The following is a 25,105-nucleotide window of genomic DNA, read 5'->3' as shown; positions in this document are numbered from 1 at the left end:
CGCAGCCGGGTGCCGAAGGGTTCGGGAGCGCTCACTTCTTCTCCTCGTGGCCGGCGCCGGCGCCGACGGCGTCGGCGAGGGTCGGGTACGGGCTGGCGGCCAGCCGCTCGGCGAGGCCGCGGTGGATGGCTCGGGCCCATCCAGGGCCCGCGTAGACGAAGCCGGTGTAGCCCTGGACCAGGGTCGCGCCGGCCAGCACCCGCTCCCAGGCGTCGTCCGCGGTCTCGACGCCGCCGACGCCGATCAGCGTGACCCGGCCGCCGACACGGCGGTGGAGCCGCCGCAGCACGGCGAGCGAGCGCTCCCTGAGCGGGGCGCCGGAGAGGCCCCCGGCGCCGAGGGCGGTGACCTGGTCGGCCGGGGTGGCGAGGCCGTCGCGGGCGATGGTGGTGTTGGTGGCGATGACGCCGTCGAGGCCGAGGTCGAGCGCGAGGTCGGCGACCGCGTCCACGTCCTCGTCGGCCAGGTCGGGCGCGATCTTGACCAGCAGCGGGACCCGGCGGTCCGGCACCGCGCGGTCCGCGGCCTCGCGCACGGCGGTCAGCAGCGGGCGCAGCCGCTCGGTGGCCTGGAGGTCGCGCAGCCCGGGGGTGTTGGGCGAGGAGACGTTGACCACCAGGTAGTCGGCGTGCTCGGCCAGCCGTTCGGTGCTGGTGACGTAGTCGGCGATCGCCTCCGATTCGGGGACGGCCTTGGTCTTGCCGATGTTGACGCCGAGCACCGGCCTGACCCGGCGGCCGCGCCTGGCCAGCCGGGCGGCCACCGCGGCCGAGCCCTCGTTGTTGAAGCCCATCCGGTTGACGAGGGCGCGGTCGGCGAGCAGCCGGAAGAGCCGCTTCGGCGGGTTGCCCGGCTGCGGCTGGCCGGTGACGGTGCCGATCTCGATGTGGTCGAAGCCCAGCATCGCCAAGCCGTCGATGCCGACCGCGTTCTTGTCGAAGCCGGCGGCGAGCCCGAAGGGGCCCGGCATCTCGCGCCCCAGGGCCCGCACCCGGAGGCCGGGGTGCCGGCGGGCGTACGTGCCGCGCACGGCGGCGCGCAGCCCGGGGACGCGCGCCACCGCGCGGATCAGCGCGAAGGCCAGCCGGTGGGCGCGCTCGGCGTCGATCCGGCAGAGGACGGTGCGGTACAGCAGGTCGTACGAGGTCGTCCGGCTCACCGGTTCCGCGCCTCCACCAGCTGGCTGGCGTGCTCCTGGAGGGCGCGGACGCCGACCTCGCCGCGGGTGAGCGCGTCGATGCCCTGGACCGCGGCGGCCAGCGCCTGGACGGTGGTCAGGCAGGGGATGCCGCGGGCGACGGCCGCGGTGCGGATGTCGTAGCCGTCGAGCCGACCGCCCGTGCCGTAGGGGGTGTTGACGATGAGGTCGACCTGGCCCTCGTGGATCAGCTGGACGATGGTGGGCTCGCCGTTCGGGCCCTCGCCCTCGATCTGCTTGCGCACCACGGTGGCGTGGATCCCGTTCCGCTTGAGCACCTCGGCGGTGCCCGAGGTGGCCAGCAGCTCGAAGCCGTGCTCGACCAGGGCGCGGGCCGGGAAGATCATGGCCCGCTTGTCGCGGTTGGCGACCGAGACGAAGGCCCGCCCCTTGGTGGGCAACGCGCCGTAGGCGCCGGCCTGGGACTTGGCGTAGGCGGTGCCGAAGGCGGAGTCGATGCCCATGACCTCGCCGGTGGAGCGCATCTCGGGCCCGAGCACCGTGTCGACGCCGCGGCCGTGCACGTCCCGGAACCGGGACCAGGGCATCACGGCCTCCTTGACGGAGATCGGCGCGTCGAGCGGGAGCGTGCCGCCGTCGCCGTGGGCCGGGAGCATGCCCTCGGCGCGCAGTTCGGCGATGGTGGCGCCCAGCGAGATCCGGGCGGCGGCCTTCGCCAGCGGCACGGCGGTCGCCTTGGAGGTGAAGGGCACGGTGCGGGAGGCGCGGGGGTTGGCCTCCAGCACGTAGAGGATGTCGCCGGCGAGCGCGAACTGGATGTTGATCAGGCCGCGGACGCCGACGCCGGCCGCGATGGCCTCGGTGGAGGCGCGCAGCCGCTTGATGTCGTGGCCGCCCAGGGTGATGGGCGGCAGCGCGCAGGCGGAGTCGCCGGAGTGGATGCCGGCCTCCTCGATGTGCTCCATGACGCCGCCGAGGTAGAGCTCGGTGCCGTCGTAGAGGGCGTCGACGTCGATCTCGATGGCGTCGTCGAGGAACCGGTCGATGAGCACCGGGTGTTCGGAGACCAGCCCGGCGTGCTGGGCGAGGTACTCGGCGAGCGAGGGCTCGTCGTAGACGATCCGCATGCCGCGGCCGCCGAGCACGTAGCTGGGGCGGACCATCACCGGGTAGCCGATGCCGGCGGCGATGGCCTTGGCCTCGTCGAAGGAGAAGGCGGTGCCGTACTTGGGGGCGGGCAGCCCGGCGTCGGCGAGCACCCGGCCGAAGGCGCCGCGCTCCTCGGCCAGGTCGATGGCCTCTGGCGAGGTGCCGACGATCGGCACCCCGTTGTCCTTCAGGGCCTGGGCGAGGCCGAGCGGGGTCTGGCCGCCGAGCTGGACGATGACGCCGGCGATCGGCCCCGCCTGGGACTCGGCGTGCACGATCTCCAGCACGTCCTCCAGGGTGAGCGGCTCGAAGTAGAGCCGGTCGGAGGTGTCGTAGTCGGTGGAGACGGTCTCCGGGTTGCAGTTGACCATCACCGTCTCGTAGCCGGCCTCGCTGAGGGCGAAGCAGGCGTGCACGCAGGAGTAGTCGAACTCGATGCCCTGGCCGATCCGGTTGGGTCCGGAGCCGAGGATGATCACGGCGGGCCGCTCGCGGGGGGTGACCTCGGTCTCCTCGTCGTAGGACGAGTAGAGGTAGGGGGTGCGGGCGGCGAACTCGGCGGCGCAGGTGTCCACGGTCTTGTAGACCGGGCGCACGCCGAGCGCGTGCCGCACCTCGCGCACCACGTCCTCGCGGAGGTCGCGGATGCCGGCGATCTGGGCGTCCGAGAAGCCGTGCCGCTTGGCCTCGGCCAGCAGCTCGGCGGTGAGCTGCTCGGCGGCGGCCAGCTCGTCGGCGACCTCCCTGATGAGGAAGAGCTGGTCGACGAACCAGGGGTCGATGCGGGTGGACTCGAAGACCTCTTCGGGGGTGGCGCCGGCCCGGATGGCGGCCATCACGGTGCCGAGCCGGCCGTCGGTGGGCATGGCGGCCTTGGTCAGCAGCCCGGCCACGTCCTCCGGGGCGCCGGGGGCTCCGGAGAAGTCGAACGGGGCGTCCTTCTTCTCCACGGAGCGCAGCGCCTTCTGCAGCGCCTCGGTGAAGTTGCGGCCGATGGCCATGGCCTCGCCGACCGACTTCATGGTGGTGGTGAGACCCGGGTCGGCGGCCGGGAACTTCTCGAACGCGAACCGCGGGACCTTGACCACCACGTAGTCGAGGGTGGGCTCGAAGGAGGCCGGGGTCTCCTCGGTGATGTCGTTGGGGATCTCGTCCAGCGTGTAGCCGATGGCGAGCCGGGCGGCGATCTTCGCGATCGGGAAGCCGGTGGCCTTGGAGGCGAGCGCCGAGGAGCGGGAGACCCGGGGGTTCATCTCGATGACCACGACCCGGCCGTCGTCCGGGTCGACGGCGAACTGGATGTTGCAGCCGCCGGTGTCGACGCCGACCTCGCGGATCACGGCGATGCCGATGTCGCGGAGGATCTGGTACTCGCGGTCGGTGAGGGTCATCGCGGGCGCCACGGTGATCGAGTCGCCGGTGTGCACGCCCATCGGGTCGAGGTTCTCGATGGAGCAGACGACGACCACGTTGTCGTTGCGGTCGCGCATCAGCTCGAGCTCGTACTCCTTCCAGCCGAGGATGGACTCCTCGAGGAGCACCTCGGTGGTGGGCGAGAGCGCGAGGCCCTGTCCGGCGATCCGGCGCAGCTCGTCCTCGTCGTGCGCAAAGCCGGAGCCGGCGCCGCCCATGGTGAAGGAGGGGCGGACGACGACCGGGTAGCCGCCGAGCTCCGCGACGCCGGCCAGCACGTCGTCCATGGAGTGGCAGATCACGGAGCGGGCGGACTCGCCGTGCCCGGTGGCCTCGCGGACGGCCTCGACGACGCCCTTGAACTTCTCGCGGTCCTCGCCCTTGGCGATGGCCTCGACGCTGGCGCCGATCAGCTCCACGCCGTGGGCGGCGAGGGCACCTGACTCGTGCAGCGCGATCGCGGTGTTGAGCGCGGTCTGGCCGCCGAGGGTGGGCAGCAGGGCGTCGGGGCGCTCCCTGGCGATGATCTTCTCGACGTACTCCGGGGTGATCGGCTCGATGTAGGTGGCGTCGGCGATCTCCGGGTCGGTCATGATCGTGGCCGGGTTGGAGTTGACCAGGATGACGCGCAGGCCCTCGGCCTTGAGCACCCGGCAGGCCTGGGTGCCCGAGTAGTCGAACTCGGCGGCCTGGCCGATGACGATCGGTCCTGAACCGATGACCAGAACGGACTGGATATCGGTGCGCTTAGGCACGCTGGCCCTCCATCAGGGTGACGAAGCGGTCGAACAGGTAGGCGGCATCGTGTGGGCCCGCCGCCGCTTCGGGGTGGTACTGGACGCTGAAGGCCGGTCGGTCGAGCAGTCGCAGCCCCTCGACGACGTCGTCGTTGAGGCAGACGTGGGAGACCTCGACCCGGCCGTAGGGGGTGTCGGAGACGCGGTCGAGCGGTGCGTCGACGGCGAAGCCGTGATTGTGCGCGGTCACCTCGACCTTGCCGGTGGTCAGGTCCTTGACCGGCTGGTTGATGCCGCGGTGGCCGTACTTCAGCTTGAAGGTGCCGAAGCCGAGCGCGCGGCCGAGGATCTGGTTGCCGAAGCAGATGCCGAAGAGCGGGGTGGAGCGCTCCAGCACGCCGCGCATCAGCGCGACGGCGTGGTCGGCGGTGGCCGGGTCGCCAGGGCCGTTGGAGAAGAAGACCCCGTCGGGCGCGACGGCGTGGACGTCCTCCAGGGTGGCGGTGGCCGGCAGCACGTGCACCTCGATGCCGCGCTGGGCCATCCGGTGCGGCGTCATGCCCTTGATGCCGAGGTCGATCGCGGCCACGGTGAACCGCTTCTCGCCGATGGCCGGCACCACGTAGGGCTCGGTGGTGGCGACCTCGGGCGCCAGCTCTGCACCGGCCATCTGGGGCGCGGACCGCACCCTGGCCAGCAGCGCGGCCTCGGCGGCGGCGGCCTCGGCGCCGGAGAAGATCCCGGCCCGCATGGCGCCCCGCTCGCGCAGGTGGCGGGTGAGGGCCCGGGTGTCGACGCCGCTGATGCCGACGACGCCCTGGGCGGTCAGCTCGTCCTCCAGTGAGCGCGTGGCCCGCCAGTTGGAGTGGCGGCGCGCGGGGTCGCGGACGACGTAGCCGGCGACCCAGATGCGCCGCGACTCGGGGTCCTCGTCGTTGACGCCGGTGTTGCCGATGTGCGGGGCGGTCATCACGACGAGCTGGCGGTGGTACGAGGGGTCGGTCAGGGTCTCCTGGTAGCCGGTCATGCCGGTGGAGAAGACGGCCTCGCCCACGGTCTCGCCCCGCGCGCCGTACGCCTGTCCGCGGAAGGTGCGGCCGTCCTCGAGGACGAGCACGGCCGGGGTGCGCTCCGCGGTGCGGGTGGTGGCGGTCATCGGACGCCTTCCTTGTCGTGCCTGGGGTCGTGCGGTGCGGGGGCGGTCTCCGCCGCGGCGGCGGACTCGTCCTCCTGGCCCGGCGTGTAGGTGCCGAGGATCTCGATCCAGCGGGCGTGCTCGGCCGAGCGGTCGGCGCGGAATCCCGAGTCGAGCAGCCGTTCGCCGTGCTGCCAGGTGATCACCAGCAGCCCGCCCTCGGTGAGGACCTTGCCGGCGATGCCCTTCTCGGGGCGCGCGCCGCGGATCCGGTCGGCCGGGATCAGGAAGTCCCCGGCGCCCGGCCTGACCACGGTCACGCCCTCCTCGGTCAGGGTCAGCACGGCGCGGCTGCGGGCGCCGAGGCCGTGGGCGGCGATCCGGTCGAGCCACTGCCCCGCGGTGGTGGAGCCGTGGTAGCGGCCGGCCATCCGCAGCCGGGCGGGGCCCGGCTCGGCGGGCGGCGCGGGCAGCTCGGGCAGGTCGCCCTGGAGCGTGGCGCGCCACTTCCAGCCCTCGCGCATCAGCCAGTAGACGAGGGCGACGAACAGCAGCAGCCCGACGACCCAGGCGACCCTGGCGCCCCAGTCGGTGACCTCCTGCGACCTGCGGACGGTCTCCGTGCCCTCCTCCGTGGTGAGCGCGATCCGCAGGGGGTGAAACAGCGCGGCGTTCATACCAGCTTCCCGTCCGTGAGCGTTGCCCGGCCCCGCAGGAAGGTGTGCGTCACCCGGCCCGGCAGCTCGCGGCCCCGGTAGGGGGTGTTGCGGCTGCGGGAGGCGAACGCGGCGGGGTCCACCTCTCCACGGTAGGCGGGGTCGAGCAGGGTCAGGTTGGCGGGCTCGCCGACCTCGACGGGGCGGCCGTGGCCGGCCAGCCGTCCGATGGTCGCGGGTCGGAAGGACATCCGGTCGGCGACGCCGGCCCAGTCGAGGAGGCCGGTGTCCACCATGGTGTGCTGCACCACGGAGAGCGCGGTCTCCAGGCCGACCATCCCCATGGCGGCCGCGCCCCACTCGCAGTCCTTGTCCTCGTGCGGGTGCGGGGCGTGGTCGGTGGCGACGCAGTCGATGGTGCCGTCGGCCAGCGCCTCGCGCAGCGCCAGCACGTCCTCCTCGGTGCGCAGCGGCGGGTTGACCTTGAAGACCGGGTCGTAGGAGCGGACCAGCTCGTCGGTGAGCAGCAGGTGGTGCGGGGTGACCTCGGCGGTGACCTGCCAGCCCTTGGACTTGGCCCAGCGCACCAGCTCGACGGAGCCCGCGGTGGAGAGGTGGCAGATGTGCACCCGGGAGCCGACGTGGGCGGCGAGCAGCACGTCGCGGGCGATGATCGCCTCCTCGGCGACGGCCGGCCAGCCGCCGAGGCCGAGCTCGGCGGAGACGGCGCCCTCGTTCATCTGGGCGCCCTCGGTGAGCCGCGGCTCCTGGGCGTGCTGGGCGATCACGCCGTCGAACGCCTTCACGTACTCCAGCGCCCGGCGCATGATCACGGCGTCGTCCACGCACTTGCCGTCGTCCGAGAAGACGACGACGCCGGCGGCCGAGTCGTGCATGGCGCCGAGCTCGGCGAGCTGCCGGCCGCCGAGGCCCACGGTGACGGCGCCGACCGGCTGCACGTCGCAGTAGCCGGACTCGCGGCCGAGCCGCCAGACCTGCTCGACCACGCCGGCGGTGTCGGCGACCGGGAAGGTGTTGGCCATGGCGTGCACGGCGGTGAAGCCGCCGGCCGCGGCGGCCCTGGTGCCGGTGAGCACGGTCTCGGAGTCCTCGCGGCCCGGCTCGCGCAGGTGGGTGTGCAGGTCGACCAGGCCGGGGAGCAGCACGAGCCCTTCGGCCTCCACCACCCGGGCGTCGCCCCCGGCTTCGAGAGCGCCGCCGATCCTGGCGACGGTCTCGCCCTCGATCAGCACGTCCTGCGGGGGGCCGCCCAGGATCCTCGCGTCGCGGATCAGGGTGCGCGCGGTGTTCTCGCTCATGCCTGGGTGTTCTCCTCGGTGGTGCGGGTGCCGACGGCGGGCTCGGAGCCGCCGAGCAGCAGGTACAGGACGGCCATCCGGACGCTGACGCCGCCCGACACCTGCTCGACGGCGGTGCAGCGGGGCGAGTCGGCGACCTCGGCGGTGATCTCCATGCCGCGGTTCATGGGGCCCGGGTGCATCACGACGGCGTGTTCCGGCATCCGCGCCATGCGGGCGCCGTGCAGCCCGTAGCGGCGGGCGTACTCACGCTCGGTGGGGAAGAACGCGTCGTTCATCCGCTCGCGTTGGACGCGGAGCATCATCACGGCGTCGGACTTGGACAGCACCGCGTCCAGGTCGTAGTCGACGGCGCAGGGCCAGCGCTCGACGCCGACCGGCAGCAGGGTGGGCGGGCCGACGACGGTGACCTCGGCGCCGAGGGTGGTGAGCAGCCGGACGTTGGAGCGGGCCACCCGGCTGTGCAGGATGTCGCCGACGATCGTGATCCGGCGGCCCGCGAGGTCGGCGCCGAGGCCGCGGTCCCGGCCGCCGACCAGGCGGCGGCGCAGCGTGAGCGCGTCGAGCAGCGCCTGGGTGGGGTGCTCGTGGGTGCCGTCGCCGGCGTTGACGACGCAGCCGCCGATCCAGCCGGAGGTGGCGAGCCGGTGCGGGGCGCCCGAGTCGTGGTGCCGGATGACGACGGCGTCGGCGCCCATCGCCTCCAGGGTGAGCGCGGTGTCCTTGAGGGACTCGCCCTTGGAGACCGAGGAGCCCTTGGCGGAGAAGTTGATCACGTCGGCGGAGAGCCGCTTGGCCGCCGCCTCGAAGGAGATCCGGGTGCGGGTCGAGTCCTCGAAGAAGAGGTTGACCACGGTGCGCCCGCGCAGGGTCGGGAGTTTCTTGATCGGCCGGTCGGCCACGCGGGCCAACTCCTCGGCGGTGTCGAGCACGAGGAGGGCGTCGTCGCGGGAGAGATCGGCGGCCGAGATGAGGTGACGCTTCATCAGGTGCCTTCCGTGTGGTTCGTGGGAAGCGTGCGGGCGTGCCGGCATGCCGGGGCCCGGGTGGGGCTCGGCTGACTGCGGGCGCGCTAGCGCACGTGTTCCGCAGCGTGCTCGCGCACGCCGAGGAGCACGCCGTCGCGGCCGTCCTCCTCGTGGAGCAGGACGCGGACGGTCTCGCGCAGCGAGGTGGGGATGTTCTTGCCGACGTAGTCGGCGCGGATGGGCAGCTCGCGGTGGCCGCGGTCCACCAGCACGGCGAGCTGCACGGCGCGCGGCCGGCCGATGTCGCCGAGGGCGTCGAGGGCGGCTCTGATGGTGCGGCCGGAGAACAGCACGTCGTCCACCAGGATCACCAGGCGGCCGTCGATCCCGTCGCCCGGGATCTCGGTCCTGGCGAGTGCTCGGGCCGGGCGGAGCCGCAGGTCGTCCCGGTACATGGTGATGTCCAGCGAGCCCACGGGGAGCGGGTGCCCGGTGATCTCCCGCAGGTTGGCCTCCAGCCGGCGGGCCAGGAAGACGCCTCGGGTGGGGATGCCCAGGAGCACCACGTCGTCCGCGCCCTTGGCGCGCTCGACGATCTCGTGGGCGATGCGGGTCAACGCCCGCGCGATGTCCGGTGCTTCCAACACGGAGCGGGCCGGAGCAGGGTTGCTCATGTCGTCCATACGAAGAGGACCTCCTTCCCCGCCTCACTGGACGGGTCTTAAAGGACGTCGGTCGATCCGGGCCGACAATACCAGGAGCTTCGGCACGCTCCGCATCGCCCCAGGTCAGGGGCTACCTTGTCGCCTCGGCTTGACGAGAGATATTACGCTGCGTAACCTCACAGTGAGTTACCAGAAAGCCGTCCCGGGGAGACACATGTCCAGCGAATACGCCAAACAGCTCGGAGCAAAGCTCCGGGCCATCCGCACCCAGCAGGGTCTGTCGCTCCATGGGGTCGAGGAGAAGTCGCAGGGCCGCTGGAAGGCGGTCGTGGTCGGCTCGTACGAGCGTGGCGACCGCGCCGTGACCGTGCAGCGCCTCGCGGAGCTGGCGGACTTCTACGGCGTCCCTGTGCAGGAGCTGCTGCCCGGCTCGACGCCCGGCGGTGCCGCCGAGCCGCCGCCGAAGCTCGTGCTCGACCTGGAGCGCCTCGCTCACGTGCCGAGCGAGAAGGCCGGCCCGTTGCAGCGGTACACCGCCACGATCCAGAGCCAGCGCGGCGACTACAACGGCAAGGTGCTCTCGATCCGCCAGGACGACCTGCGCACCCTGGCCGTGATCTACGACCAGTCGCCCTCGGTCCTCACCGAGCAGCTGATCAGCTGGGGCGTGCTCGGGGCGGACGCGCGGCGCGCGGTCCAGGCCGAGGAGTCCTGAGAAGGCGGCGGGCCCGGCCATTCGGCCGGGCCCGCCGCCTCTGAGGCTCCTGTGCCCCGCGGTGCGGGTCAGCGCCGCAGGGTGGGCTTGAGGTCCTTCAGGCGGCCGAGCAGGCCGTTGACGAAGGGCGGGGAGTCGTCCGTGGAGAACTCCCTGGCCAGCTGGACGGCCTCGTCCAGCACCACCCCGTCCGGCGTGCCGTCCTGCCATATCAGCTCGAAGGCGGCCAGCCGCAGGATGTTGCGGTCGACACCGGGCATCCGGTCGAGCGTCCAGCCGACCGAGTACTGCGCGAGCAGCTCGTCGATCCGCTCGGCGCGGGCCGCGTAGCCCTCGACCAGCTCGCGGGTGTAGGCGCTGACCGGCGGCTGCCGGTCGTCGGTCTTGGCGAGCTCGGTCCAACTGGCGAGCACGTCGAGCGGCGGGACGCCCCGCTGGTCGGCCTCGAAGAGGATCTGCAGGGCGCGCTGGCGAGCCTTGCTGCGGGCAGACACGGTTAGCTGTTCACCCGGCCAAGGTAGTCGCCACTGCGGGTGTCGACCTTGATCTTCTCGCCCGTGGTGATGAACAGCGGGACGCCGATCTCGTAGCCGGTCTCCAGCCGGGCCGGCTTGCTGCCACCGGTGGAGCGGTCGCCCTGCACGCCGGGCTCGGTGTACTCGATCACCAGCTCGACGGAGGCCGGCAGCTCGATGAAGAGCGGGTTCCCCTCGTAGATCGCGACCGTGCACTCCTGCCCCTCGAGCAGGAAGTTCGCCGCGTCACCCGCGGTCTCCGGGGTGACGTAGAGCTGCTCGTACGTCTCGGTGTCCATGAAGACGAAGTCGGTGCCGTCCTTGAAGGAGAACTGCATCCCCCGCCGGTCGACGGTGGCCGTCTCGACCTTGGTGCCGGCGTTGAAGGTCTTGTCGACCACCTTGCCGGAGAGCACGTTCTTCAGCTTGGTGCGGACGAAGGCGCCACCCTTACCGGGCTTGACGTGCTGGAACTCGACAACGGACCACAGCTGGCCGCCTTCCAGCTTGAGCACCATGCCGTTCTTGAGGTCGTTCGTGGTGGCCACGGTCGCGGAATCTCCTAGGGACTGCTGCATGAAGGTGACCGCGGTCCCCCGCGCACCCGCCCCTCGCGGGGTCACAGGGCGAGGAGCTCCTTGGTCGTGATGGTGAGTAGCTCCGGCCCACCGTCCGCCGGTGAGCGGACGACGAGCGTGTCGTCGATCCGGACACCGCCCCGGCCCGGTAGATGGACCCCCGGCTCGACGGTGACCGGAACACAAGGGCCCAGTCTACCCATGGCCGCGGGTGACAACCGAGGGTCCTCCCCGATTTCCAGGCCCACCCCGTGCCCGGTCACCGGTCCCAACGCCGTGCCGTGCCCGGCCGCCGACAGCACCTCGCGCGCCGCCCGGTCCACCTCCCGGTACTCGGCGCCCGGCGCCAGCGCCTCGCGGGCCGCCCGCTGGGCCGCGAAGACCACGTCGTAGAGCTCGATCTGCCAGTCCGCCGGGCTGGTGCCGATGACGAAGGTGCGGCCGATCTGGCAGCGGTAGCCGCGGAACCTGGCGCCGAGCCTGACGGTGAGGAAGTCCCCCTCCTCGACCCGCCGGTCGGTCGGCCGGTGCCCGGCGAGCCCGGAGTGACTCCCGGTGGCGACGGAGGTCGGGAAGGCCGGCCCGTCCGCGCCGTGGTCCACCAGCCGGCGCTCCAGCTCCAGCGCGAGGTGACGCTCGGTGCGCCCGACCAGGATCGACTCGAGCAGTTCGCCGAGCGCCCGGTCGGTGATCTCGGCCGCCACCCGCAGCGCCGCGATCTCGTCCTCGTCCTTCACCAGCCGCAGCCGCTCCACCGCGCAGCCGAGGTCGGTGAACCCGGTGCCAGGCACCGCCTCCCGGAGCGCCCGGTGCCTGGCCACCGTCAGATGGTGCTCCTCGACGGCCATCGCCCGCGCCCCGGCCTCGGCCGCCGCGCGCACCGCGGCCTGCGCCGGGTCGGCGTCGCCGTCGAGCACCGTCACCCGCGGCCCCTCGTCGTCCGTGAGCCTGGGCCCCACCGGGTCCTCGGCCGGGTCCCAGTGGCCGAACAGCGCGTCGCCGCCGCCGTGCCCGACGAGCAGCACCGCGCCGGCCGGAGCCGGGCCGACCAGATAGCGCACGTTGGAGGGCCGGGAGACGACGACGGCCACGTCACCGTTCGGCGAAGCGTGGGCACGGAGCCGTGAGCGCCGGCCCGCGTGTACCTCGGACATGGATCGAGCCTACGCAGCGCCGGGAGTTCCGGCCGCCTCAGCGGGGCCGGACGAGCGGGAGCCCGGACACCCGTGCGAGGGAATGGCCGGAACCCGGCACCGACTCACCACTGCGGGGGTGTGCTGAGGCTCCTGGCCACCGCGTCGTCGAGCATGTGCGCGGTGGTCGCCACGTCGTGCCGCGAGTTGTCGATGATCGGCAGCCCCGAGCCGTACCAGCCGGCCATCCGGCCGTGGATGGTGGCGACCTCCTCGTCGGAGAGCCGACGGGTGCCGCTGCGGGCCGCGTTGCGCTCCAGCACGATGTCGAGCCCGGGGAGCAGCACGATCGGGATCAGCCCCGGACCCACGTGCCGCTTCCAGCCGCCGAGCCCGACGGCCGGCCGGTCGGGGAACACGGCGTCGTCCAGGATGCAGGAGATCCCGTTGGCCAGGAAGTTCCGCGCGGCGAAGCCGCAGGTGCGACGGGCGAGGCGGTACTGCGCCTCCGAGCGGTCGTCCCATCCGGAGCGCGGGTCGGCGAATCCCGAGCGGACCCACTCCCGCACGTCGTCCAGGCTGATGTGGGCCGTGGGCACCGGGCGCCGCTCGGCCCAGTACTTGGCGACCGTCGTCTTGCCGGCCCCCGCGGGGCCGATCAGCAGCACCGCGATGCCGACGTGGCTGACGTCCGGGTGCGGCGCCGCGCCTGGCGTGGGCGCGGGCACGATGCCGCCGGGCGGCAGTTGGACGTATCCGGTCGTCGCGCCGTCCGGCGGCGCGGGCGGTGGCACGGGCATCCCGCCGGGCTGTTGCATCAGCTCCCCACCTGTTGTCTGTCGTCGCCGGTCCGTGGACCGTCCGTCGTCACCGCCGCACGGGCGGCGGCGGTTCCTGCGGGCAGCATAGCCGTCCCCCTCACCCGAACGGTCGAACGGCCGTCGGGTGAGGGGGTGGTGAGGGGAACCCCTCAGGCCGCGATCTCCGCGTGGGCGGCCAGCAGCATCGCGGGGTCCGGGCTCTCCAGGACCGCCGGCCTGGCCAGGCCGTCGAGGACGATGAACCGCAGCCGGTCGCCCCGCGACTTCTTGTCGATCCGCATCGTCTCCAGCAGCCGCGGCCACTGGTCGCCGCGGTAGGTGACCGGCAGGCCGACCGAACCGAGGACCGCCCGGTGCCGGTCGGCCGTGGCGTCGTCGAGCCGGCCGGCGATCCGCCCGAGCTCCGCCGCGAACACCATGCCGACCGCGACCGCGGCACCGTGCCGCCACGCGTAGCGCTCGTTCTTCTCGATGGCGTGCGCCAGCGTGTGGCCGTAGTTGAGGATCTCCCGCAGCCCGGACTCCTTGAGGTCGCTGGCCACCACCTCGGCCTTGACCCGGATGGACCGCTCGATCAGCTCGGCCGTGTGCGGACCGGCCGGCGTGCGGGCGGCCTCCGGGTCGGCCTCGACGAGCTCCAGGATCCTCGGGTCGGCGATGAAGCCGGCCTTGATGACCTCGGCGAGTCCTGACACGTAGTCGTGGAGCGGCAGCGACTCCAGGGCCGCCAGGTCGCACAGCACGCCGGCGGGCGGGTGGAACGCGCCCACCAGGTTCTTGCCCTCGGCGGTGTTGATGCCGGTCTTGCCGCCGACCGCCGCGTCCACCATGCCGAGCACGGTGGTGGGCACGGCGATCCACCGCACCCCGCGCAGCCAGCTGGCGGCCACGAAGCCGGCCAGGTCGGTGGTCGCGCCGCCGCCGACGCCGACGATCACGTCGGTGCGGGTGAAGCCGGTCTGGCCGAGCGCCGTCCAGCAGTAGGCGGCGACCTCGGCGGTCTTGGCCTCCTCCGCGTTGGGCACCTGGACGGCGATCGCCTCGTACCCCTGATCCGCCAGGTCCTGGCGGAGCACCTCGCCCGTCTCGGCCAGGGCCTCGGGGTGCAGCACCGCGACCCGGCGGGCTTCCTTGCCGATGAGCCCCGGCAGTTCGGCCAGCAGCCGCCGGCCGACCAGCACGTCGTAGGGGGCGTAGCCGGCGCTGGCGCCCACCGTGATCCGGGTGGGGGCGTCGGAGGGGGCCTCTGAGGAGAGGGTCATGCTGTCGTGGGCTCCAATGCTTCGAGGACCGCCTGCGCGACCTCGTCCGGCGTGCGGTCGGCGGTCTCCACGACCGCTCTGGCCACCTCGGTGTACAGCGGGCGGCGCTCGTCCATCAGGGTGCGCCACCGCTTCCTCGGGTTGATGGCGAGCAGCGGCCGCGAGGTGTCGAGGCCGACCCGCTTCATGGCCTCGGCCAACGAGACGTCGAGGAAGATCACCGGCCGGCCGGCGAGCAGCGCCCGGGTGGCGGGGGCGAGGATGGCGCCGCCGCCCAGCGCGAGGACGCCGTCGTGTTCGGCCAGCGCGTCCCGCACGGCGGCCGCCTCCAGGGCGCGGAACCGCTCCTCGCCGTCCTCGACGAAGATGTCCGCGATCGCCTTGCCGGCGCTCCGCTCGACGTCCGCGTCCGTGTCCCGGACCGCGACGCCGAGCCGGTCGGCGAGCACCGCCCCGATGGTCGACTTGCCCGAGCCCGGCGGGCCGACCAGCACCACGAGCGGGCCGGCCGACCGCCCCGGCCCCGTCACCGGATCTCCAGGTTGGTCAGGAAACCCTCGACGTTGCGCCGGGTCTCGCGGACGCTGTCGCCGCCGAACTTCTCGGCGACGGCGTCCGCCAGGACCAGCGCCACCATGGCCTCGGCGACGATCCCGGCGGCCGGCACCGCGCAGACGTCGGAGCGCTGGTGGTGAGCCTTGGCCGGCTCGCCTGTGGTGACGTCGACGGTGGCCAGGGCCCGGGGCACGGTGGCGATGGGCTTCATCGCGGCGCGGACCCGCAGCACCTCGCCGGTGCTCAGGCCGCCCTCGGTGCCGCCGGAGCGGCCCGAGGCGCGGCGGATGCCCTCGGGGGTCGTCAGGATCTCGTCGTGGGCTTGGGAGCCGGGGACCCGGGCGAGACCGAAGCCGTCGCCGAGCTCGACGCCCTTGATGGCCTGGATGCCCATCAGCGCGGCGGCCAGCCGCGCGTCGAGCCTGCGGTCCCAGTGGACGTGGGAGCCGAGGCCGACCGGCACGCCGTAGGCCAGCACCTCCACCACGCCGCCGAGGGTGTCGCCGTCCTTGTGGGCCTGGTCGATCTCGGCGATCATCGCCTTGCTCGCGTCGGTGTCGAGGCAGCGCACCGGGTCGGCGTCGAGGCGGGCCGTGTCGCCGGGCTCGGGCAGCGAGCCCTTCGGCGCCCGGGCGGCGCCCAACTCGACCACGTGGGAGACGATCTCGATCCCGGCGGTCTCCCTGAGGTAGGAGCGGGCGACCGTGCCGAGCGCGACCCGGGCCGCGGTCTCGCGGGCGGAGGCGCGCTCCAGCACCGGCCTCGCCTCGTCGAAGCCGTACTTCTGCATGCCGGCCAGGTCGGCGTGGCCCGGACGCGGCCTGGTCAGCGGGGCGTTGCGGGCGATGTCGGCCAGCTCCGCCGGGTCCACCGGGTCGGCCGCCATGACCTTCTCCCACTTGGGCCACTCGGTGTTGCCGACCATGATCGCCACCGGCGACCCCAGGGTCAGGCCGTGGCGCACGCCGCCGATGAAGGTGACCTCGTCGCGCTCGAACTTCATCCGGGCGCCGCGGCCGTAGCCGAGGCGGCGGCGCGCCAGCGCGTCCGCCACCATGTCGGTGGTGATCGGTACGCCGGAGGGCAGACCCTCCAACGTCGCCACCAGTGCCGGACCGTGCGACTCTCCCGCCGTCAGCCAGCGCAGCCTGCTCAACGGTGCTCCTTCGAACTTCTCGACCTCTGCCGGCCCTGCCGGGCCCCACCCCTGATCCTGCCACGTCGGCGCGGCGCGCCCCGACCCGTTCTGAACCGCGAGACGGAGCGCCGGGGGCCGGGGGTCAGGCCGCCTCGGAGTCGAGTGCCGCCTCGCCGGCGGCGCGCATCTCCTTGAGCGGCCCCGGGGTCTCGCCTGTCATCAGCTCGAACTGGAGCACCGCTTGGTGCACCAGCAGGTCGAGCCCGCCGAGCACCTGCCCGCCACGAACCGACCAGGAGACGGCGAGCGGGGTCGGCCAGGGCTCGTAGAGCACGTCGAAGAGAGTGCCGGGCGCCGCAGGCACCGCCTCGGCCAGCGCGTCCGCGGTGCCGGCCGGGGTGGTGGCGATCACCAGCGGGGCGGTGAGGCCGCGTGCGGCCTCCGACCAGTCGGCGACGGCCACCGGCAGCCCGAGCCTGGCGCCGAGCGCCCGCATCTCGGCGGCCCGCCTGGGGCCGCGCACATAGGCGGTGACCTCGCCCGAGCAGACCTCGGCCAGCGCGGCGAGCGCCGAGGAGGCGGTCGCGCCGGCGCCGAGCACCGTCGCGCGCTCGACCCGGGTGACGCCGCGCTCGCGCAGCGCGGCCACCAGTCCTGGCACGTCGGTGTTGTGGCCCGCGCGCCGGCCGTCGGCCGTGAACACGACGGTGTTGACGGCGTCGACACTGGTGGCGGTGGGGGTGAGCTCGTCGAGCAGCGGGATGACGGCGCGCTTGAGCGGCATCGTCAGGGAGAGCCCGGCCCACTCGGGACCGAGCCCGCCGAGGAAGGCGGCGAGGCCGGCCTCGTCGACCTCGAACCTGTCGTAGCTCCAGTGGTCGAGGCCGCGCGCCGCGTAGCCGGCGCGGTGCAGCGCAGGGGAGAGCGAGTGCGCGATCGGCGAGCCGAGGACGGCCGCCCGGTGGGCGGCCGGGCGCGGTGACATCAGCCGTCCCCCTGGTTGGCCGCGTTGAAGTCCCGGACGTTCTGATCGTGTTCCGCGAAGTCGTCGGTGAACCTGGTGTCGCCCTCGGTGACCGTCACGAAGTAGAGCCAGGGCCCCTCGGTCGGGTTGAGCGCGGCGGTGATCGCGTTGTGGCCCGGGTTGGCGATCGGCCCGGGCGGCAGGCCGAACTCCCGGTAGGTGTTGTAGGGCGAGTCGAAGTCGGTGTCGGCCAGCGAGGTGTCCAGCGTGGAGCGGCCCATCGCGTAGTTGATGGTGGAGTCGAACTCCAGCCGCATGTCCTGGTCGAGCCGGTTGTAGATCACCCGCGAGACCTTGCCGAACTCCTCGTCCGTCTGGCCCTCGGCCTCGATCAGCGAGGCGACGGTGAGGAGTTCGCGCGGGGTCATGTCGAGCGCGGCCGCCTGCCCCTCCAGGTCGATCTGGGCGAACTCGGCCTTGGCCCGGTCCACCATCGCGATCAGCACCTCCTCGGGCGTGGTGTCCCCGCCCACGTCGTACCGGGTGGGGAAGAGGAAGCCCTCCACGTCGCCCTCGGCGAACTCCGGCAGCCCCAGGTCGGCGGTCTCCGCGACCTCGGCGGTGGTGCCCTCCGCCAGGCCCAGGCGCTCGTCGATCAGCGCGAAGACCTCGGTGGCGCGCCGGCCCTCGGGGATGATGAAGGTGTTGAGCGCGGCCGGGTCGAGCATCATCTCCAGGGCGGAGGCGGCCGCCATCTCCTCGCGCAGGGTGTAGATGCCGGGCTGGAGCCCCTGCTCCTCGCCCACCGCCGCGACGAACGCGTCGGCGCTGGCCACCACGCCGGCGTCGCGGAGGATCACGCCCATCTCGCCGACGGTGGAGCCGTCGGGGATGGTCACCTCGATCTCGCCGGTCCCCTCCCCCGCGAAGTCCGGGGCGGGGCCGAACCTGTCCTGGTACATGCCGTAGCCGACGTAGGCGACGCCGCCGAGCCCGCCGAGCACCAGCACGCCGGCGACCATGCAGCCGACGCCGCCGAGCCGACGCTTCTTGGTCTTCTCGCCGCGCCTGGCGCGCTTGTCGTCGTCCGCGTCCACGAAGCCGGCGTCATCGTCGTCGCGCCGGCTGAAGAAGTCGCTCTCGCCCTGGTCGGGGCCCGGGTCCCAGCCGGTCTCCGGGTCCGGGCCCGGCTCCTCGTGGCGGGCCGCCTGGGCGTGGTCCCCGGCTCCGGCGGAACGGGCGTCGCGCGGCGGCCGTTGCTGCTGCTGGGCGGCGCCGTGCTGGTCGTGCCCACCGCCGTACTCGTCCTGCCCGGGGTAGCCGCCCTGGGCGTACGGGTCGTGGGGGGCGTGCGGCTGCTGCTGCCCGGCGCTCCGTGGCTCGGCGTGCTGGGGCGGGGCGTACGCCTGCTGCGCGGCGTAGGGGTCCTGGTACTGCTGGCCCTGCTGCGGGTACTGGCCGGTGCCGTAGCCGCCGTCCGCCTGCTGGCCGTGCTGCTGCTGACCGTTCTGCTGACCGTAGGGGTCGCCCGCGTAGTACTGCCCCGACTCGTCCCAGCCGCCCTGTTGCCCGTACTGCTGCTGGTGACCGTACTGCTGCTGGTAGTACTGCTGTTGCTGCTGCCCCTGCTGCGGGGACTGGTCGCCGTACTGCCCGCCGTACCCGTCCCAGGAGCCCTGGTTCTGCTGGTTCTGCTGCTGCTGCGGCGCGGGCTGACCGTTCGCGGCGTCGTAGGCGCCCGACCAGCCCTGATCCCCGTAGAGCGGATCCTCGGGGTACCAGGGGTCAGAGCCGGAACCCCGGCCATAGTCAGTCATCGATCCCCTTGTGACGAAGGCGGCAGCTCGTTTCCCCCGAGCACCCACGGCTGCCCTGTCGCGGCGAACGTTACCGTACCGCGATCAGACAACCACTTCGACGCACTGCCCCGGCGGACGCCCCGAGGCCCGCTCGCTCTCCAGCGCGTTCTGCAGGATCACCACGGCGGCCGCCTGGTCGATGCGCGACCTCCCCTTCTTCGCCGAGACCCCGGAGTCCCGCATGGCGCGGGCCGCCGTGACGGTGCTCATCCGTTCGTCCACCAGGCGCACGGGAACGGGGGCCACCCGCCGAGCGGTCTCCTCGGCGAACGCGCGCACCCGGGCAGCCGCCGGGCCCTCCCCGCCCGCGAGCGAGCGGGGCAGCCCGACGATCACCTCGATCGGCTCGTACTCGGCCACGAGCGCGGCCAACCGCCGCTGGGCGGCCGGGACGTCGCGCCCAGGCACCGTCTCCACCGGGGTGGCGAGGACCCCGTCGGGGTCGCACGAGGCGACCCCGATCCTGGCCTCGCCCACGTCCACGGCGAGCCGCCGGCCACGTCGCATCAGGCGGCTTCCGCGACCAGCCGCTCGACGGCCGCCAGGGCGTCCGCCACGGCCTCCGGGTGCTGGCCGCCGCCCTGGGCGACGTCCGGCTTGCCGCCACCGCCGCCACCCAGCGCCTTGGCCGCGGCCCGCACCAGGTCGCCGGCCTTCAGGCCGCGGGCCCTGGCGGCCTCGTTGGTGGCCACGACGGTGAGCGGCCGCCCGGCGACCACGGTGAACAGGGCCACCACGGCGGGCCGGTCGCCGGGGATCCGGCCGCGGACGTCGAGCACGAGCTTCCGCAGGTCGTCGGCGGTCGTGCCGTCCGGCACCCGGCCGCTGGCCAGGGCCACGCCGCCGATGTCGCGGGCCTCGGCGGCCAGCCCGCCGGCGGCGGCCAGCACCTTCTCGGCCCGGAACCGCTCGATCTCCTTCTCGGCCTCCCGCAGCCGGCCGAGCATCCCGGCGATCCGCTCGGGCAGCTCCTCGGGCCGCCCCTTGACCAGCTCGGTCAGCTGGGACACCACGGTGTGCTCGCGGGCCAGGAACCGGTAGGCGTCCGCGCCCACCAGGGCCTCGACGCGCCGCACCCCGGAACCGATGGAGGACTCGCCGAGCAGCTTGACGAGGCCGAGCTGGGCCGTGTTGTGCACGTGGGTGCCGCCGCACAGCTCCTTGGAGTAGTCGCCGATGGTGACCACCCGCACGCGGTCGCCGTACTTCTCGCCGAACTCGGCGATGGCGCCCTGCTTCCTGGCCTCGTCCATGGACATCACCTCGGCGGTGACGTCGAGTTCGCGGGCCAGCACCTCGTTGATCTTCTGCTCGACGTCGGCGAGCACGGTGCCGGGCACGGCGGTCGGCGAGCCGAAGTCGAAGCGGAAGCGGCCGGGCGAGTTCTCCGAGCCGGCCTGGGCGGCGGTCGGGCCGAGCGCGTCGCGCAGCGCCTGGTGGGTGAGGTGGGTGGCGGAGTGGGCGCGGGCGATGGCGCGCCGCCTGGCGAGGTCGATGGTGCTGCTCGCGGCGGCGCCGACGGTGACCTCGCCGACCTGGACCACGCCCTTGTGCGAGACCACCCCGGGCACCGGCTGCTGCACGTCGCGGACCTCGATCACGGCACCCGAGTCGAGCCGGATCCGGCCGGTGTCGGCGAGCTGGCCGCCGCCCTCGGCGTAGAACGGGGTGCGGTCGAGCACGACCTCCACCTCGTCGCCCTCGACGGCGGCCGGCGAGGAGGCGCCGTCGACCAGCAGTCCGACGACGGTGGACTCGGCCGTTGTCACGGTGTAGCCGACGAACTGGGAGGCGCCGGCGGCGTCGGCCACCTGCCGGTAGGCCGAGAGGTCGGCGTGGCCCTGCTTCTTGGCCCTGGCGTCGGCCTTGGCCCGATCCCGCTGCTCCTTCATCAGGCGGCGGAACCCGGCCTCGTCCACGGAAAGGCCCTGCTCGGCGGCCATCTCCAGGGTGAGGTCGATGGGGAAGCCCCAGGTGTCGTGGAGCAGGAACGCCTTGTCGCCCGGGAGCACCGTGGCGCCGGCGGCCCTGGTGTCGGTGACCGCGGTGTCCAGGATGTTGGTGCCGGCCTTCAGGGTCTTGAGGAAGGCGGCCTCCTCGGCGAGCGCGACGGTCTCGATGCGCTTGCGGTCGGTCAGCAGCTCGGGGTACTGCTGCCCCATCGTCTTGAGGACGACGTCGACCAGCTCGCCGACCACCTGCCCCTCGGCGCCCAGGATCCGCATGTTGCGGATGGCGCGGCGCATGATGCGGCGCAGCACGTAGCCGCGGCCCTCGTTGCCCGGGGTGACGCCGTCGCCGATGAGCATGGCGGAGGTGCGCATGTGGTCGGCGACCACCCGGAGCGCCACGTCGGAGGTGTCGGCGGCGCCGTAGCGCACGCCGGTGAGCTCGCCGGCCCGGTCGATGACGACGCGCAGGGTGTCCGTCTCGTACATGTTGTGGACGCCCTGCAGGATCATCGCCAGGCGCTCGAGGCCGAGGCCGGTGTCGATGTTCTTGGCCGGCAGGTCGCCGAGGATCGGGAAGTCCTCCTTGCCCTCGCCGGGGCCGCGCTCGTACTGCATGAAGACCAGGTTCCAGATCTCCACGTAGCGCTCGTCGTTGACGGCGGGGCCGCCCTCGACCCCGAACTCGGGGCCGCGGTCGTAGTTGATCTCCGAGCAGGGGCCACAGGGTCCCGGCACGCCCATGGACCAGAAGTTGGGGCCCATGCCGAGGCGCTGGATCCGCTCCTGCGGCACGCCGACGACGTCCCGCCAGATCCGCTCGGCCTCGTCGTCCTGCTCGTAGACGGTGATCCAGAGCCGCTCGGGGTCGAGGCCGTAGCCGCCGTCCTCGAGGGAGCCGGTCATCAGCTCCCAGGCGTAGCGGATGGCGTCTTCCTTGAAGTAGTCGCCGAAGGAGAAGTTGCCGCACATCTGGAAGAAGGTGCCGTGCCTGGTGGTCTTGCCGACCTCCTCGATGTCCGGCGTGCGGACGCACTTCTGCACGCTGACCGCGCGCGGGTAGGGCGGGGTGGCCTCGCCGAGGAAGTAGGGCTTGAACGGCACCATGCCCGCCGGGACCAGCAGCAGCGTCGGGTCGTCCGCGATCAGCGACGCCGACGGGACAACGGTGTGCCCACGCTTCTCGAAGAAGCTCAGCCAGCGGCGGCGGATTTCAGCCGACTCCATCAGTGGTCCTCATTTCGGGATTGCGGGAGGTTCTCGAGCGGGAGGTTTCGGGCGCCCGGGCCCAGCTCGGCCCTGGGGTGCGGCGGCAGGACGCGGGCCGGCGCGGCGTCGGGGCCGCGCTCAAGGCCGAGGGCATCGGTCAGCTCGCCCTCGCGCTGCGCCATGCCGGCGCGCACGTCGAGCGCGAAGCCGCGGACCCGCTGGCCGGCCGCGACGGCGCGGTCCGCCGCGCGGATCGCGAGGCTGTCGGGCGCGAGGCCGCGCAGGGTGCGCTGGACCTTGGTGGTTGCCCAGACGCCGGCCGCGGCGCCGGTGGTGAACCAGAAGACTCGGCGGAGCATGGCCGGGTCACTCCTCTCGCTTGCGACGCCGGGCGCGGGGGACGGTCGCCCGGCCGCGCACGACGGGGCCCTGGGGGGCGGGTGGCGGCGCGGCGCGGCGCCGGGAGAGCGCCTGGCGCACCCCGAAGCCGAAGGCCGCGACCTTGACCAGCGGCCCGCCGAAGGTGGTGGCCACGGTCGAGGAGAGCGCCGAGGCGTTGGCGGCGACCTCCTGGACGTCGGTGGCGATGGTCTCCACCCGGTCGAGCTGGGTCTGCGCGGAACGCACGGTCACGGACGCCTCGCCGAGCAGCGGCACGGCCCGCTCGGTCACGGCGGTGACCAGCGCGGTCGCCGCCCGCAGGGCCTGGGCGAGGCGGAACAGCGCCACGGCCAGGAACGAGACCAGGATCGCCCAGAAGACCGCCACCAGGAGGCCGGCCACCTCACCACCGGACACGAACGCACCGCTTCCCTCGGACGGGTTCCCTGCACGAATCCGACACGCCGACGCCGCGAGCCCATCGGGCGTGCGACGCGCGCCACGTCGGACGCCGCCCACCTGGGGACGGAGGCCCCGTTCCGCGTGTGGCGGCGAGGAACGACCCTATCGCGCCGGGCGCCCGGGCTCCTACCGCATTCCCCCGCCGCTGCCAAGGGCGGCTACGCGCGATTGTACGGTCTGCATATCCACCAGTACGCTGCGTGGCTATGTCAGGCTTTCAGGGCCCCGAGCCTGCGGCTCGGGAGACCCCAATGACCAGCCGCGCGGGGGGCAACCTCCCGGCCGACCTCACGGCCTTCGTCGGCCGCGGCGCCGAAGTCGGCACGATCAAGAGACAGTTGGCCAGGCATCGCCTGGTGACGGTGACGGGCGTGGGCGGGGTCGGCAAGTCCCGCCTCGCGCTGCGGGCCGCGCGCGAGGCCGGCGAGCGCTTCCCGCACGGCGTGTGGCTGGTGGAGCTCGGCTCGGTGCGCGATCCGGAGCTGATGGAGCACGCCGTGGTCGAGGCGCTCGGCATCACGGACCACTCGGGGCGGTCGCCGCTCGCCGTCCTCGCCGAACAGCTGGCCGACCGGCGGCTGCTGTTGGTGCTCGACGGCCACGACCACCTGGTGGAGCCGGCCGCCGCGCTGGTGCACGAACTGCTGCGGCGGGCGCCCAGGCTCCGGGTGCTCACGGCGGCCCGCCGGCCGCTCGGGGTGGCGGGCGAGCGGCTCCTCCCGCTGTCCCCGCTGGCCGCCCCCGCGCCACCCGACGATCCGGCGGACAGCGATCCGGTGCCGCTCGGCGAGGCGGCCGAGCTGTTCGCGGAGCGGGCCGCCGCGGTGCTGCCCGCCTTCCAGGTGACCAGGGCCAACCGGCGGCTGGTCGGCGAGCTCTGCCACCGGCTCGACGGCATCCCGCTGGCGCTGGAGCTCGCCGCCGGCCGGCTGCGTACCCTCTCGCTCGAACAGATCCTGCAGCGGCTCGACGACCGGTTCCGACTGCTGGTCGGTGGGGTGCGCGGCGCGCCGCCGCACCACCAGACGCTGCGCACGGCGGTCGGCTGGAGCCACGAGCTGTGCAGCGGCCCCGAGCGGCTGCTCTGGGCCAGGCTCTCGGTCTTCGCCGGCCACTTCGACCTGGAGGCCGCCGAGTACGTCTGCTCGGGACAGGACCTGCCGGCGGAGGACGTCCTCGACGTGCTGACCGAGTTGGTCGCGCAGTCCGTGGTGAGTCGGGAGGACGCGCGCTCCGGCGTGCGCTACCGGATGCTCGACACGCTGCGTGCCTATGGCGAGGACTGGCTGGCGGCCAGCGGGGACGCGCGCCGGCTGCGGCGGCGGCACCGGGACTGGTGCACCGGCCTGGCGACCTGGTGCGAGCTGGAGTGGTTCAGCCCCAGGCAGGCGGAGGTGGCGGCCCGGGTCGACGACGAACTGCCCAATCTGCGGGCGGCGTTGGAGTTCGCGCTCGACGACGAGGAGGACGGCAGGTTCGGGCTCTACCTGGCGGCCACCCTCTGGTTCTGCTGGGTGGGCTGCGGCCGGCTCGCCGAGGGCCGGCACTGGCTGCACCGGGCGCTGGAGACCGAGACCGACCACGAGGAGACCCGGCTCAAGGCCCTGTGGGTGGCCGGCTACGTGGCGGTGCTGCAGGGCGACACGGTGGCCGCGCTCACCGTGCTGCACGAGTGCCGGGAGGGCGCCGAGCGCACGGGCAACACGCGGGCCGCCGCCTACAGCGTGCACCTCACGGGCTGCCTGGCGATGGTGGGCGACGAGATGCAGCGGGCCGAGAAGCTGCTGCGCGAGGCGCTGGCACGTTACGAGGAGATCGGCGAGCTCAACAGCAACGTGCTGATGGGGCGTTGCGAGCTGGCGATGGTGGTGGCCTTCCAGGGCGACCTGGCCGGCGCGCTGGCGATCTACGAGGACGTGCGGCAGGCGTGCGAGGACCACGGCGAGCAGTGGGCCAGGGCGTACGCGCTCTACGGCCTGGGCTACGCGGCCTGGCACCGCGCCGACACGACCACGGCCAGGGAGCTGGTCGAGCAGTCGCTGCGCACCTCGTACACGTTCCAGGACATGGTCAACACGGTGCTGGCCATCGAGCTGCTCGCGGGGATCACGGTCACCGAGGGCGACCCGGTGGAGGCCGCGGTGCTCCAGGGCGCGGCGGCCCGCCTCTGGCGTTCCGTTGGCATGCCGCTCTTCGGCTCCGAGTACTTCAACTCGGCGCACACCGTCTGCGAGCGGCAGGTGCGGGAGCGGCTGAGCCCGGCCCGCTACCAGCAGTGCCTCCGCGAGGGCGGCCTGATCGACGCGGCGGCCGCGGCCTCCCGGGGGCTCGGCGTCGTCGGCACGGCCGGCGGGCCGCCGGCC

22 protein-coding genes are annotated in these 25,105 nt (G+C 73.4%); 2 read left to right on the top strand and 20 right to left on the bottom strand.

The features are described 5' to 3' along the window. Positions 1-31: 31 nt before the first annotated feature. From ACYVPE_RS29990 to pyrR, 7 genes are all read right to left on the bottom strand, one after another. Entirely contained in the window at positions 32-1,159 is a 1,128-nt protein-coding gene (locus ACYVPE_RS29990; RefSeq protein WP_461036888.1) for a quinone-dependent dihydroorotate dehydrogenase, read from the bottom strand. Further along, the gene (gene carB, locus ACYVPE_RS29985) at positions 1,156-4,476 is read right to left on the bottom strand and encodes a carbamoyl-phosphate synthase large subunit (RefSeq protein WP_461036887.1); all 3,321 of its coding nucleotides are present in this window, start codon (positions 4,474-4,476) and stop codon (positions 1,156-1,158) included. The genes ACYVPE_RS29990 and carB overlap by 4 nt, the downstream gene beginning before the upstream one ends. Continuing rightward, positions 4,469-5,614 (bottom strand): glutamine-hydrolyzing carbamoyl-phosphate synthase small subunit, encoded by a 1,146-nt coding sequence (gene carA, locus ACYVPE_RS29980; RefSeq protein ID WP_461036886.1) that lies wholly within the window; start codon positions 5,612-5,614, stop codon positions 4,469-4,471. Before carA ends, carB begins: the two co-directional genes overlap by 8 nt. Further along, complete coding sequence (locus ACYVPE_RS29975; RefSeq protein ID WP_461036885.1) at positions 5,611-6,270, bottom strand: PH-like domain-containing protein; 660 nt, start codon at positions 6,268-6,270, stop codon at positions 5,611-5,613. Before ACYVPE_RS29975 ends, carA begins: the two co-directional genes overlap by 4 nt. Beyond that, a complete protein-coding gene (locus tag ACYVPE_RS29970; protein WP_461036884.1) occupies positions 6,267-7,568 on the bottom strand; it encodes a dihydroorotase in 1,302 nt (433 codons plus the stop codon). The genes ACYVPE_RS29975 and ACYVPE_RS29970 overlap by 4 nt, the downstream gene beginning before the upstream one ends. Beyond that, positions 7,565-8,554 (bottom strand): aspartate carbamoyltransferase catalytic subunit, encoded by a 990-nt coding sequence (locus tag ACYVPE_RS29965; protein ID WP_461036883.1) that lies wholly within the window; start codon positions 8,552-8,554, stop codon positions 7,565-7,567. Before ACYVPE_RS29965 ends, ACYVPE_RS29970 begins: the two co-directional genes overlap by 4 nt. A gap of 86 nt (positions 8,555-8,640) precedes the next feature. Further along, entirely contained in the window at positions 8,641-9,219 is a 579-nt protein-coding gene (gene pyrR, locus ACYVPE_RS29960; RefSeq protein ID WP_461036882.1) for a bifunctional pyr operon transcriptional regulator/uracil phosphoribosyltransferase PyrR, read from the bottom strand. A 196-nt stretch (positions 9,220-9,415) separates the two neighbouring features. Here pyrR and bldD point away from each other — a divergent pair, with 196 nt between their 5' ends. Next, positions 9,416-9,916, top strand: coding sequence for a transcriptional regulator BldD (gene bldD / locus ACYVPE_RS29955; RefSeq protein WP_113685051.1), 501 nt, complete (start codon positions 9,416-9,418; stop codon positions 9,914-9,916). 68 nt (positions 9,917-9,984) lie between these two features. On the opposite strand, the gene nusB is transcribed toward bldD, so the two are convergent. From nusB to ACYVPE_RS29890, 13 genes are all read right to left on the bottom strand, one after another. After that, positions 9,985-10,410 (bottom strand): transcription antitermination factor NusB, encoded by a 426-nt coding sequence (nusB, locus tag ACYVPE_RS29950; RefSeq protein ID WP_461036881.1) that lies wholly within the window; start codon positions 10,408-10,410, stop codon positions 9,985-9,987. Between the two features lie 2 nt (positions 10,411-10,412). Further along, positions 10,413-10,979 (bottom strand): elongation factor P, encoded by a 567-nt coding sequence (efp, locus tag ACYVPE_RS29945; protein WP_461036880.1) that lies wholly within the window; start codon positions 10,977-10,979, stop codon positions 10,413-10,415. Between the two features lie 71 nt (positions 10,980-11,050). After that, entirely contained in the window at positions 11,051-12,163 is a 1,113-nt protein-coding gene (locus tag ACYVPE_RS29940) for a M24 family metallopeptidase (protein WP_461036879.1), read from the bottom strand. 104 nt (positions 12,164-12,267) lie between these two features. Beyond that, on the bottom strand, positions 12,268-13,116 hold the full coding sequence (locus ACYVPE_RS29935) for an AAA family ATPase (RefSeq protein ID WP_461036893.1): 849 nt from the start codon (positions 13,114-13,116) through the stop codon (positions 12,268-12,270). Continuing rightward, complete coding sequence (gene aroB / locus ACYVPE_RS29930; protein ID WP_461036878.1) at positions 13,113-14,225, bottom strand: 3-dehydroquinate synthase; 1,113 nt, start codon at positions 14,223-14,225, stop codon at positions 13,113-13,115. The genes ACYVPE_RS29935 and aroB overlap by 4 nt, the downstream gene beginning before the upstream one ends. Next, positions 14,222-14,755, bottom strand: coding sequence for a shikimate kinase (locus ACYVPE_RS29925; protein WP_461036877.1), 534 nt, complete (start codon positions 14,753-14,755; stop codon positions 14,222-14,224). The genes aroB and ACYVPE_RS29925 overlap by 4 nt, the downstream gene beginning before the upstream one ends. Continuing rightward, the gene (gene aroC, locus ACYVPE_RS29920; RefSeq protein ID WP_461036876.1) at positions 14,752-15,936 is read right to left on the bottom strand and encodes a chorismate synthase; all 1,185 of its coding nucleotides are present in this window, start codon (positions 15,934-15,936) and stop codon (positions 14,752-14,754) included. Before aroC ends, ACYVPE_RS29925 begins: the two co-directional genes overlap by 4 nt. 124 nt (positions 15,937-16,060) lie before the next feature. After that, positions 16,061-16,903 carry a shikimate dehydrogenase gene (locus ACYVPE_RS29915; RefSeq protein ID WP_461036875.1) on the bottom strand — a complete coding sequence of 281 codons (843 nt, stop codon included), beginning with the start codon at positions 16,901-16,903 and terminating at the stop codon, positions 16,061-16,063. Continuing rightward, positions 16,903-18,699, bottom strand: a complete 1,797-nt coding sequence (gene mltG, locus ACYVPE_RS29910; RefSeq protein ID WP_461036874.1) for an endolytic transglycosylase MltG — start codon at positions 18,697-18,699, stop codon at positions 16,903-16,905. The genes ACYVPE_RS29915 and mltG overlap by 1 nt, the downstream gene beginning before the upstream one ends. Before the next feature lie 84 nt (positions 18,700-18,783). Continuing rightward, the gene (ruvX, locus tag ACYVPE_RS29905; RefSeq protein WP_461036873.1) at positions 18,784-19,248 is read right to left on the bottom strand and encodes a Holliday junction resolvase RuvX; all 465 of its coding nucleotides are present in this window, start codon (positions 19,246-19,248) and stop codon (positions 18,784-18,786) included. Beyond that, positions 19,248-21,917 (bottom strand): alanine--tRNA ligase, encoded by a 2,670-nt coding sequence (gene alaS, locus ACYVPE_RS29900; RefSeq protein ID WP_461036872.1) that lies wholly within the window; start codon positions 21,915-21,917, stop codon positions 19,248-19,250. Before alaS ends, ruvX begins: the two co-directional genes overlap by 1 nt. Beyond that, positions 21,917-22,258: a DUF6167 family protein gene (locus ACYVPE_RS29895; protein ID WP_461036871.1), complete on the bottom strand. Its 342-nt coding sequence runs from the start codon at positions 22,256-22,258 to the stop codon at positions 21,917-21,919. Before ACYVPE_RS29895 ends, alaS begins: the two co-directional genes overlap by 1 nt. Positions 22,259-22,265: 7 nt before the next feature. Next, positions 22,266-22,697, bottom strand: coding sequence for a DUF948 domain-containing protein (locus ACYVPE_RS29890; RefSeq protein ID WP_461036870.1), 432 nt, complete (start codon positions 22,695-22,697; stop codon positions 22,266-22,268). Positions 22,698-22,993: 296 nt separating this feature from the next. On the opposite strand from ACYVPE_RS29890, the gene ACYVPE_RS29885 reads away from it, so the two are divergent. Beyond that, a partial coding sequence (locus ACYVPE_RS29885; RefSeq protein WP_461036869.1) for an ATP-binding protein occupies positions 22,994-25,105 on the top strand: 2,112 nt, incomplete at its 3' end.

The sequence above is a fragment of the Streptomyces mayteni genome (genome assembly GCF_054783955.1).
The sequence above is the reverse complement of the archived record's forward strand: the minus strand, read 5'-3'. Positions and strand labels throughout refer to the sequence as shown.

Coding starts and splice junctions, on each gene's coding strand:
- carA (WP_461036886.1), bottom strand. CDS start 5,614: ATGACCGCCACCACCCGCACCGCGGAGCGCACCCCGGCCGTGCTCGTC.
- ACYVPE_RS29975 (WP_461036885.1), bottom strand. CDS start 6,270: ATGAACGCCGCGCTGTTTCACCCCCTGCGGATCGCGCTCACCACGGAG.
- ACYVPE_RS29970 (WP_461036884.1), bottom strand. CDS start 7,568: ATGAGCGAGAACACCGCGCGCACCCTGATCCGCGACGCGAGGATCCTG.
- ACYVPE_RS29965 (WP_461036883.1), bottom strand. CDS start 8,554: ATGAAGCGTCACCTCATCTCGGCCGCCGATCTCTCCCGCGACGACGCC.
- pyrR (WP_461036882.1), bottom strand. CDS start 9,219: ATGGACGACATGAGCAACCCTGCTCCGGCCCGCTCCGTGTTGGAAGCA.
- bldD (WP_113685051.1), top strand. CDS start 9,416: ATGTCCAGCGAATACGCCAAACAGCTCGGAGCAAAGCTCCGGGCCATC.
- ACYVPE_RS29940 (WP_461036879.1), bottom strand. CDS start 12,163: ATGTCCGAGGTACACGCGGGCCGGCGCTCACGGCTCCGTGCCCACGCT.
- aroB (WP_461036878.1), bottom strand. CDS start 14,225: ATGACCCTCTCCTCAGAGGCCCCCTCCGACGCCCCCACCCGGATCACG.
- ACYVPE_RS29915 (WP_461036875.1), bottom strand. CDS start 16,903: ATGTCACCGCGCCCGGCCGCCCACCGGGCGGCCGTCCTCGGCTCGCCG.
- mltG (WP_461036874.1), bottom strand. CDS start 18,699: ATGACTGACTATGGCCGGGGTTCCGGCTCTGACCCCTGGTACCCCGAG.
- ruvX (WP_461036873.1), bottom strand. CDS start 19,248: ATGCGACGTGGCCGGCGGCTCGCCGTGGACGTGGGCGAGGCCAGGATC.
- alaS (WP_461036872.1), bottom strand. CDS start 21,917: ATGGAGTCGGCTGAAATCCGCCGCCGCTGGCTGAGCTTCTTCGAGAAG.
- ACYVPE_RS29895 (WP_461036871.1), bottom strand. CDS start 22,258: ATGCTCCGCCGAGTCTTCTGGTTCACCACCGGCGCCGCGGCCGGCGTC.